The following is a 9949-nucleotide window of genomic DNA, read 5'->3' as shown; positions in this document are numbered from 1 at the left end:
GCAGTAACATAACACATATAAAAATATTACCGAATTAAATTATGAAACTTCATCATATAATAATACCACAAAATGTAGCACCTGTCAAGAGCGTTTCAGTATGGTGTCAATAGGTTTACTGGAACAACTGCCAACTTCTACCGGGTAGATCGGCGCGAAAAACCTCTACGTTTCCCCTGTCTGCCATCGTGACGTAACAGGTGCGTCCATCTGGACCCCCGAAAGCGATATTGGAGCATAACTTACCCGTTAACTCGACTTCCAACAGCACCTCACCTGCCGGAGAAAGTTTCGCCACTGTGCCTTTGCCGTGCCGGGTGATATAGAGATTGCCTTCAATATCGCACCGCATGCCGTCCATGTTGAAATCCGGGAACTGAATCAGGAGATGTTTATTGCTAACCTCTCCTTCCGGGGATAGGTCATACGCCCAGACGTTCCGTTGCGCGGATTCATTGACGTAAAGCACTTTTTCGTCGGGACTGACTTCAATGCCGTTTGTTGTGCCCATATCGGCTTCCAGTAAGGTCACGGTTCCATCCGTATCGACCCGCCAGATTTGTCCGGTTGACGCGCCCCAATTTGGGTCACTCGCATAGAGGATATCGTTCGCGCCTATGGCGAGATCGTTCGGCTGATTCATTGTCGGTTCGTGGGCATGCACGGTGATGTCCCGTGTGTCCATATCCACTTTCAGGACGTTGTGATTTGTATAATCGGCGATGAACATGAAGCCTTCACTGTTGAAACGGATGCCGTTGCCGATACTTCCCGTTGGGAGTTCAACAAAAATGCTGGCTGTGCCGTCGGGTGTCACCTTGCCGATGGTATGCTGCCGCTCGTAGTTAACAGCGTATAGGTTTCCCTCTGCATCACAGCCGGGTCCCTCGATTCCCGATGTAAATCCGTTAACGGGTGTAAATTCTTGACTGACAAACAGTTCTTCGTTCATTTTTTGATTCCTTGAATTCAATTTGCGGTGCAAAGCACAAATACACCGGTATAGGCATGCGCGAAGTTGCGTCCACCGATGGGTGCGAACTCCGAATTCCCGAAAAATCCGATAACGGGGAGTCCTGGAAACTTCTCTTGGATCACGCTGATGTCGTGATTTGCTACGCCATATAACCCCTTGCCCCGACCTAAGCAGTTGAAATAAAGCCCGAATGCGGGTGGATGTTGCCGTGTTTTTTCCGCTAACCGCGTGAGAATCACTTGTATTTCTTCTGCAGCGGCGTTTGGATTTCGCAGATGAAACTGCACCAATTGTCCTTCCGTTACCTCCTCGGATACAGCGAGTGCATCGTGCTCCTCGTTAATACCGACAAGATTACGAATCAGAAAATCTCCGCGGATCGGATTCCTGTTTTCAGGGTCCATGGCGATGCCGACAAAAACCGTGCCACCTGAACGACGAATGTCCTCTTGCGTTAGCAGTTGTAAGGTTCCCTTAAAGTTTTCCAATGCCGGTTCATCGTCCAACTCAAAGATAACGCGTCCCTCTGCTCTTGTAACCTCACGAGGTCTACCGACGGGTTGACAGCCTTGGGCGACGCCGATTTCCGTGTTGAAATCACCCGTTAAGAGGATACCCGTCAGTCCTCCTTCCGTTGCCTCTTCGCCTCTCCAATGATACATCTGCGCGCCTGTTGCGTCGCCAGAGACAGCCGCACCCACGAGGGGCAATTCTGTTCCGTCGTCACCGATGTGTTTCACGAGTTCTGCTGGGTTCACCGTCCGAACATCCGGGAAAATCACGAGAAGGGAGTCATCGTCGCGTCCAGATTGAATGTCTTTTTGTATCTGTTCGCCGACTTCAGCTGCTGTGCCTCGTGCGCTAAAGGAGACTGCCGAGAGTTGATCGCTACGGATAACCATTACGGCGAGAGTCGGTTCTTCTTCAAACTCCCCGGCTGAAGTCAGTACGCTCATCCCGCTACATCCGATGAGTTCATCACAATTGGCGTTAGAGTGAACCGCTTGATACAGGTGCTCATATTCCGTTTGATAGTTAAGGGTTGCAAATACGATTGCAAGATCGGCTTTAGCGATGCCTGCGTTTCCCATTGCCATCAGAGTCGCGCGCTCCGCGGCTTCCGAAGTTGAGAGGCTTTGCGAATGTCCCACACCTACATGAATCATATTTCCCACCTACCTTTTTGCTGTAAATTATACAGTATCCACGAGAAAAGGTCAATAATTACCTTAAAAAGGCAACTGATTTTTCGTTGACACTCCGTGTTGGACATGCTATTATATTTTTAATTTCATGGAGGGTGTTTTGAAAGGAGCGGGTCCTTTTTGGCAAGCCGTCAGAGACTTTTGGCGGACAGGGAAAGCGGGAGTTGTCCTGTTTCTGATTTCTCTCTTTGTTGTCGTTTATAGCTATATCGCTTTAGATTATGAATTGGCGAGGGGTTGGAAGGGACACGAATCTGTCCAAAATGTTCTGAAAGATATTTAGAACTTTATACCGGTTGGTGTCGCATACATTGGAATGATAGTGGGAGGCATAGATTTACTCATGTTATTGTCAGATTGGTATTTAGCGAGACAAGAAAAGCGAATTCAGGTGGCTAAAGCTGAGGGGAAAGCTGAAGGGAAAGCTGAGGTGTATCAAGAGATCGTGGCATGGCAGGCTCGGCGAACGGGGGCGGAGGCGCGAGGCGAGACTTTCACTGAACCTCCGCCTGGGGTGCCACAAAATGGGACTGAATAGTGATTCTAACGTCAGAGCATCACCCGTTTCTATAGGGGGTTCTCTTTGGTTTGAGAAGCATCGGGAGGTGTCGTCCCTCCTATAGAGAAACCGAATTATGCTACGATACCGTAGTGTGTCAAGAGAAGTGTAAATTGGAGGAATAGGGATTTGTCAGCCGAACTCCTTAAGGGTAGTCAACTTGCGAAACGCGTCCGGAGCCAGATCCGGCGAAAACTAAAAAAACTCACATTCACACCAGGTCTCGCTGTTGTTCAGGTAGGTGATGATCCTGCATCAACGCTCTATATCAAACACAAACAACGTGACTGTGAAAAGGTGCATTTTCACTCCGAAGTCCATCGCTTACCCGCAGACATTAACCAAGACACCCTGATTGCGCACGTTGAAGCCCTCAATGCGCGAACGGATATTCATGGGATATTGGTGCAAATGCCACTCCCAGCGGGTATAGATAAAGAAGCCGTCATTGATAAGATTTCCCCCCAGAAAGATGCAGACGGGTTGAATCCGATCAATTTAGGAAATCTCCTCATTAACAGAGAAGGGGTAACGCCTTGTACCCCGACAGGAATTATCCGCCTGATTGAACGAACGGGTGAGCAGATTGAAGGTAAACACGCCGTCTGTATCGGTAGGAGTCCACTGGTCGGGAAATCCGTTGGATTGATGCTGTTGAATCGAAATGCTACCGTTACGTATTGTCATTCTCGAACGACAGACGTGACAGCGGAGGTGCAGAAAGCGGACATTATCGTCGCCGCAGTGGGTAGACCGGCGTTTGTAACCGCAGACATGGTGAAACCTGGGGCTATCGTCATTGATGTCGGGATTAATCATGTCAATGGATGTGCCGTTGGGGATGTTAAATTTGAGGAAGTTAAAGAGGTGGCAGGATTTATAACCCCGGTCCCCGGCGGTGTGGGTCCTATGACACGCGCAATGTTATTAGAAAATACTTTGAAATTAGCGATTGGAGGCTAAGTAATGGCGTTTCCAGGATTTGAATTAAAAGATAAGGTCATGTTAATCACTGGCTCCGGCAAGGGCATCGGCAGAGGGATTGCACTCGCCGCTGCACAGATGGGGGCAAAAATCATCTTGAATAGCCGCACCCCGACTGATCTTGAGGAGGTTGCGGGTGAGATCCGGGCAAACGGAGGTGAAGCGGAGTCGGTTGTGTTTGACGTCAGCGATATGGCACAAGTGGCGGCAGGGGCACAAGCCGCACTCGATGTCTGGGGTCGAGTCGATGTGCTCGTTAATAACGCTGGCACGAACCGTCCGAAACCTGCACTCGAGTTAACCGAAGAGGATTGGGACGCGATCTATGATCTGAATCTCAAAGGACTGTTCTTCCTAACGCAGACGCTCGTGAAACCGATGATAGAACGAGAGAGCGGAAAAATTATTAATATCTCCTCGACGATGGGCTTGGTAGGCGGCCCGTTGCGGACTGCCTATTCAGGAAGCAAAGGCGGGGTCGTGCTGCTAACGAAGGGACTCGCCGTTGAATGGGCACCGCATAATGTCACGGTGAATGCTGTGGCACCAGCGTTTACGCGGACTCCGCTTGCAGATGTCCTTTTACAACGCAAGGAATTTTATGAGGACGTTGTCCGCCGTATCCCGATGGGGCGTGTCGGCGAGGTGGACGAGGTTGTCGGTGCTGTGCTGTTCTTAGCATCAGAGGCGGCGAACTGGGTGACTGGACAAACGATTGCTGTTGATGGCGGTTGGGTGGCTTGGTAGAGGGAACTCTACTCTGGAGGAATGTAAATGAAAAAGTTTTTTGTGCTGGCAAGCGTCGCTATTGTGGTGCTTTGCCAACTGAGCTGCTCTCCCGATGAAGAGCAGGCACAACTTGAAAATCCGGTGGCAGGCGACCTAATAACTGGGTTCAGTGCCGCACCGCTCTTAGGCGACATCGTCTTAGAAAACATGTATGAAGACGAGGCACGAAAACTGACGGATAAAACGCCTGTCCAAATCGTTACAGTGCTTGAGGGCACAAGCAGAGTCGTGATTAATGCTCGGTTCCGTGGGGTTCGGGATTTCGGTTTCGGGTTTCCGCTCTATGAGTGCGAACTGATGGACGAATCGGTTGAGGCAATGGGCGGCATTGCGCAAGGGATGTCCGGGAGCCCTGTGGGGCCTCCGGGGCGTATCATCGGTGCAGTTGCCTATACTAACACCTTCTCAACAGCCCCCACTCGGTTCTGGGTGACATCCATTGATGCGATGGAAGCAGCAATCGATCACCAAACCTTCGGTGAGATACTTGCGCAAGCGGATGCCCCTGCGGCTCCCGCTGCTGGGATTCATGCGACTTACACGCCCGTTAAAACACCCGTAATGATTACTGGCATACAACCGCACAGAATTCAAGAACTCTCTGCGTATCTATCTAACTCACGATACAATTTCGTTGAACTTTTTGCTGACATCGGTGGCGCGCCTGCTGCACCGCCGGCAGGGGTTTCATTGAGACTCTCACCAGGGGATATGATTGGTGCTGCCATAGCAACAGGAGACATCGCTAACGCAATAGGTCTCGGAACCGTCACGCAGGTTTATGACAATACATTTGTAGCGTTCGGGCATCCGATGTTTGGTGATGGGAAGTCTGCGTTACCAGTATATAGAGCCGTTGTCAATGGCATTGTCCCGAATCTTTCGTTATCCTATAAATCTGCTTCCGCTTACGGGAACCCAATCGGGGTGATAACAAAGGATCTCACACCAGCGATAGTGGGTGAACTCGGTGCACCGCCACCAATGATTCCTGTTAAGACGGCTTATCACCCCGCGAACAGCACAACAGCGATAGAAAAACACCATCGCGTGGCATACGGGCAAGAGTGGTATATTCCGCTCGTTGCAGCGATCACGATGGATGCTCTTCGGATGGAATTAAGTAATGCGACAGTAGACGGCACGGTTACACTCCAGTTTCAGGAAACCGAAACCGTCTATACTGAACCCTTCAGAAGTGCTTCTCCGATCCCATTTCTGGATGTCTTGCTAAATGTCGATCGGATTGTCCAGGCTTTTAGTGATACACTTACAAACAGTGCGGGTCAAGCAACATTGAAAGCGGTATCTATCTCTATTACAGACAAACCGCAAATCTCGAAAGCGGAGGTTGCAGAAGTTATCGCGCCTGAAGAGATTATACCAGGTGAGAGTGTCACTGTTTCAGTCGTCCTCGTTCCACACTGGAGCACTGCAGGTGAGAAACGGACGATTCAGAGAGAGGTCACGCTTGAGGTGCCTGATGACTTTCCTGCGGGTGAAGCAAACATCAATGTTTCTGGAAATGCATTAGACTTTTTTATTCCTGGCGGGGAATTCGCACCACCCCCTGATGCTATCTTAGATTTCGGATTTGGTGGATTCGGGGACGAAGAGGAGAAACCTGTTCCACAAAATCTGGATGAACTCATCAAACGGATGGAAGAAAATCAAGTGGATCCGGGTCTCATCACGGTAACACTGACCCCTGCCGGTTTTAGTGGCGGTTTCCCTGGATTACCGCCAGGGGATTTCCCACTGCCTGAAGGGTTCTTGCCACCAGAAGACGGTGAAATGCCTGAAGAGGGTGATGAAGGTGATCAGGGTGATGGTGAAATGCCTGAAGAGGACGGAAACGGTGATGGCGATGGAGACGGTGAAATACCAGGAGACTTCCGTTTGCCTGAAGGATTCCCACCGTTAGATGAACTTCCGCTTCCAGAAGACATCGGCCCCCCACCGACCGTTGAGGCAGAACTCACTATCGATGGCTTTATTGTAACGGGTTCCAGAGATACAACGGTCACGATAAAAGGGGAGGACATGGATGATGGCATGATGCCAGCAGAACCAGAGCAACCGATGGAACCCGCGGAACCCGTGGAACAGGAATAATTCCGAAGTAAGCGCGATCTCTGGATCGCGACACATACATTTGTCTGGGTGGGTTTCCATATCTACCCAGACTTCTCGTCCTTTCAATACATCTATCCTTTTTCACATACAATAGGTTTTCGTTCGGCATAGCACCGCACAATGTCAATAATGAGTGCGATGTCGTTCCGCGCGGATTCCAGCGAGGTATAACACGGTTCACCTTGTGTGATACACGCATGGAAATGACGCAATTCCCGCACAAACGCGCTCTCCCATTCAATAGCCGGTGTCTTGCTATAGGTCGTGCCATCGGTATCTATCCCGTGTATCGTTACCTCTGACAGGATACCCCGTGAAAAACCGGTCGGATAGGAGACAATCACGCGTTTGGTGTCGCCGTAGATTTCCAGCGTTTCTTTAAAGTCCCAGAGATCCGGCAGATCGACCCATGTCGCGACACAGCGTGCACCGTTCGGATACCCAAACACGATCGTCACACCGCGTCCTTCCGCCCAGACTTCCGCGCTCACCACCTCACTCGGCGAACCGAGCATTACCCGTAAACTGTAGATGTCGTGAATCATGCTACCCGCAAGCAAGTAGAACACCCGCGCTGCCTTGCTTTGGATGTCGCTTTCGAGTCCGGCTTGTGAAAGGACATCACCAATGGCTTCTGCCTGTGCTTGTTCACGTGCCGCGCCGGCAGGCTTAAATGCGTCCGTAGGAACATCGTCAAACCGCTCGACATCGAATTGGCTCAGGTGTAAACTGTTATTCGGATGGAGATGGTTGATCTGCACAAAACGATAACTCTCCATTGCATCCACTTCACGCTTGGCGAATTGGAAGGCTGGATCATGGACCTTCATATACCCGGCTTGTGCGACGGTGTCTGCTTCACGTTGGGCGGCGAGCATCGTATCCATTTCTTGAAGTGAAAAACAGACGGGTTTTTCAATGAAAACATGTTTCCCCGCCTTAAACGCAGCGAGTGCGACTTCCGTCTTTGGATCCCCGTGGCACAGCAGAACGGCATCCACATCTGAGCTGAGCAACGCATTGTAATCCGTTACATATTGCGGGACATTGAACCGTTTCGAGACTGCTTGTGCTGCGCCCTGTGAAAGATCGCAAACGATGGATACCTCAAATTCCCGATGAAGTGCGGTGAGATTGGGGAGATGATGAACTTGCGCGATTGCGCCACATCCGACAACACCTATCCGTATACGCCTCATATCTTTTACCTCCGGCAGATAACGCTTTCTATGCGTCTATCGTATCATATACGCGAAATAGATGCAATTTATAGTTTTCAGTTTTCAGTCGTCAGTTTTGAGCAAGAGAGACTATCAATCATCAGTTGGGAAACATCGCGAGCACAGCGCGTTCCTACAGAAAGACGAGGGTAATTGGGAAGTTGACAATAAAAGCAAAAACGCTCATAATAGATACAACAAATTGCGTGTAAGATGGAGGTTATAGGTATGGACATGGCAATTATCCCGTGGCAGATGGTGCTTTTGTGTGGATTATCTGTATGTGTTGGATGGGGGATACGCGGCAACTTCGGGCATGAATATGGTGCAGCACTCGCCGGTGCGCTCGGAGCGATGGCAATTGCACTCCTCTCTGGACGAGAGGACTGGTGGCGACACGTTCACTACTTCGCTTTGTTTGGAGCAATCGGTTGGTCCTTCGGCGGAAGTATGTCGTATATGATGGTCGTCGGGTATAGTCATTCTCCACGCCCACTGACGGTGTTTTACGGGTTTGCGAATTTGTTCGTTATCGGTTTCCTGTGGGCAGCCCTCGGCGGTGCTGGCACGGCGCTGCCTGCGTTTCTGACGCAAGCTCAACTGTCTCTCCTCTTTACGCCAATCGCGGCGGTCTTCATCGGTTGGTCGCTTCAAGCGGTAATCATCGATCGGGTGCTCGCGCCAAGACGGATGCAACGCCACGAAAGTCCGCTCTATTGGTACGACACGGATTGGGTGTCCGCATTGGTGGCAATCCTCGCCGCGCTGATTGTCGCGCTCTTCCGTGGCGGTTTGGATATGGGCACGAACCTTGTCCTGTATCTGGGCATCTGTTGGTTCGGCGGGTTTTTGTTGTTGGTAAATGTCTTCCGTCTCCGTATGACCCCCCCGCGTGGAGATAATTGGGCGGGGTGTATCGGTATGGTTATCGGGATCTTGGGATATTGTTCACGTTATGAACTCAGCGGTGTGGCTTTCACTACGCTAATGGCGGGTTTCGGAGGCGGTATCGCGTTCTCATTTGGACAATTGTTGAAACTCGTCTACATCCGAACGGGACTCCAAACGAACTGGCACAGCGTCATGGAGCAGACGCAAGGCTTCCTCTTCGGACTCGGTATCGCGATACCGTTTGGTCTCCTTCTCAACCGGGCACCGCTATTAGAAACCAACACACATCTCCCGCAATGGATGGAAATATTCGCTGTGTTCACTGTGCTAATTCTACTGACATACGTCAATTATCGGAAGGCGGCAGGGACGTGGGTGGATTTGGTTGAAGGCTTACCGGAACGGTTTTTTGGGCTGCCTGTTGTCGGTTGGTTTCGGCATTCACGGGGATGGGTAGGTTGGTTTGAACTTTTTTACATCGGTCTCGGTATCGCCTGTGTGTGGCTTCTGTCGGCACACTTCCGCGAACCGCTTGCCTTTCTCCCGACGAGTTGGTTGGGGAAGGGGCAGCTCCTCTATTTCGTATTCCTGTGGTGGATGGTTATCTTCAACTTTGAGCGCGCCTTAGTCGGTTTCAGTCCACATCGGCTGGTGACGGAGGGTGTGATTACGCTCAACGCAATTATCTGTACTATCCTGATGGCACTTGGTCCCCTATCGGTCCCGAAACAGACAGCGGGTCTCTTTTCATTTAATGAATGGGTTCTACAGACATTGATCTGGGGGCTTGTCGTGCTGGTAGGATCGACGGTTATTTTTTGGGGTGTGAAGCATCTGCTTTTCGGAAAGGCACACGCCCCGGGTGCGTCCCTGCATGTCCGTTTCGGACCGGATGCCAATGCCCCAAAAGAGAAACCGAAAGCGGGGGCACAGCATCCGTAATGAGAGTCATCAACCGTCAGAGATCGGAAGAGGAATGCAGTAGGTTGGGTAGAGCGAAGTAGAGAAAAGCAGGGGACGATACCCTAAACAATTCTCAACGCCAGACCCATTAGACGACCTCACGCCTATAGCGAAACCCAACTTTATGCTGAGGTTCTCGGAACCGACACTGCGGATCTGTCAGTGTTTAGAGTAACGTGAGTTTGATAATTAATTTCTGAATTTTTTGAAGAAAGAGAACCCTTTT

The 9949-nt window shown here is 50.5% G+C and carries 9 protein-coding genes; 6 read left to right on the top strand and 3 right to left on the bottom strand.

What is annotated here, in order from left to right:
- Positions 1-115: 115 nt before the first annotated feature.
- Both F4X88_13785 and F4X88_13780 read right to left on the bottom strand, forming a co-directional pair.
- The gene (locus F4X88_13785) at positions 116-952 is read right to left on the bottom strand and encodes an SMP-30/gluconolactonase/LRE family protein (GenBank protein ID MYA57359.1); all 837 of its coding nucleotides are present in this window, start codon (positions 950-952) and stop codon (positions 116-118) included.
- Positions 953-969: 17 nt separating this feature from the next.
- Entirely contained in the window at positions 970-2142 is a 1173-nt protein-coding gene (locus tag F4X88_13780) for a hypothetical protein (protein MYA57358.1), read from the bottom strand.
- 139 nt (positions 2143-2281) lie between these two features.
- On the opposite strand from F4X88_13780, the gene F4X88_13775 reads away from it, so the two are divergent.
- The 5 genes from F4X88_13775 to F4X88_13755 all read left to right on the top strand — a co-directional run bounded on the left by F4X88_13775 (position 2282) and on the right by F4X88_13755 (position 6628).
- Complete coding sequence (locus tag F4X88_13775; protein ID MYA57357.1) at positions 2282-2464, top strand: hypothetical protein; 183 nt, start codon at positions 2282-2284, stop codon at positions 2462-2464.
- 60 nt (positions 2465-2524) lie between these two features.
- Positions 2525-2719 (top strand): hypothetical protein, encoded by a 195-nt coding sequence (locus F4X88_13770; GenBank protein MYA57356.1) that lies wholly within the window; start codon positions 2525-2527, stop codon positions 2717-2719.
- Between the two features lie 150 nt (positions 2720-2869).
- A complete protein-coding gene (locus F4X88_13765) occupies positions 2870-3703 on the top strand; it encodes a bifunctional 5,10-methylenetetrahydrofolate dehydrogenase/5,10-methenyltetrahydrofolate cyclohydrolase (GenBank protein ID MYA57355.1) in 834 nt (277 codons plus the stop codon).
- 3 nt (positions 3704-3706) lie between these two features.
- Complete coding sequence (locus F4X88_13760) at positions 3707-4471, top strand: 3-oxoacyl-ACP reductase FabG (GenBank protein MYA57354.1); 765 nt, start codon at positions 3707-3709, stop codon at positions 4469-4471.
- A 27-nt stretch (positions 4472-4498) separates the two neighbouring features.
- Positions 4499-6628, top strand: coding sequence for a hypothetical protein (locus F4X88_13755; GenBank protein ID MYA57353.1), 2130 nt, complete (start codon positions 4499-4501; stop codon positions 6626-6628).
- Positions 6629-6720: 92 nt separating this feature from the next.
- Here the strand turns inward: F4X88_13755 and F4X88_13750 are convergent, their stop codons facing one another.
- Positions 6721-7848: a Gfo/Idh/MocA family oxidoreductase gene (locus F4X88_13750; GenBank protein MYA57352.1), complete on the bottom strand. Its 1128-nt coding sequence runs from the start codon at positions 7846-7848 to the stop codon at positions 6721-6723.
- 249 nt (positions 7849-8097) lie between these two features.
- Here F4X88_13750 and F4X88_13745 point away from each other — a divergent pair, with 249 nt between their 5' ends.
- Positions 8098-9702 (top strand): hypothetical protein, encoded by a 1605-nt coding sequence (locus F4X88_13745; protein ID MYA57351.1) that lies wholly within the window; start codon positions 8098-8100, stop codon positions 9700-9702.
- The last annotated feature ends 247 nt before the right edge of the window (positions 9703-9949 follow it).

The organism is Candidatus Poribacteria bacterium, from assembly GCA_009839745.1.
In the GTDB taxonomy this organism is placed as follows: domain Bacteria; phylum Poribacteria; class WGA-4E; order WGA-4E; family WGA-3G; genus WGA-3G.
This window is presented reverse-complemented; position numbering and strand designations above follow the sequence as displayed.

Coding starts and splice junctions, on each gene's coding strand:
- F4X88_13760 (MYA57354.1), top strand. CDS start 3,707: ATGGCGTTTCCAGGATTTGAATTAAAAGATAAGGTCATGTTAATCACT.
- F4X88_13780 (MYA57358.1), bottom strand. CDS start 2,142: ATGATTCATGTAGGTGTGGGACATTCGCAAAGCCTCTCAACTTCGGAA.
- F4X88_13745 (MYA57351.1), top strand. CDS start 8,098: ATGGACATGGCAATTATCCCGTGGCAGATGGTGCTTTTGTGTGGATTA.
- F4X88_13755 (MYA57353.1), top strand. CDS start 4,499: ATGAAAAAGTTTTTTGTGCTGGCAAGCGTCGCTATTGTGGTGCTTTGC.
- F4X88_13750 (MYA57352.1), bottom strand. CDS start 7,848: ATGAGGCGTATACGGATAGGTGTTGTCGGATGTGGCGCAATCGCGCAA.
- F4X88_13785 (MYA57359.1), bottom strand. CDS start 952: ATGAACGAAGAACTGTTTGTCAGTCAAGAATTTACACCCGTTAACGGA.
- F4X88_13770 (MYA57356.1), top strand. CDS start 2,525: ATGTTATTGTCAGATTGGTATTTAGCGAGACAAGAAAAGCGAATTCAG.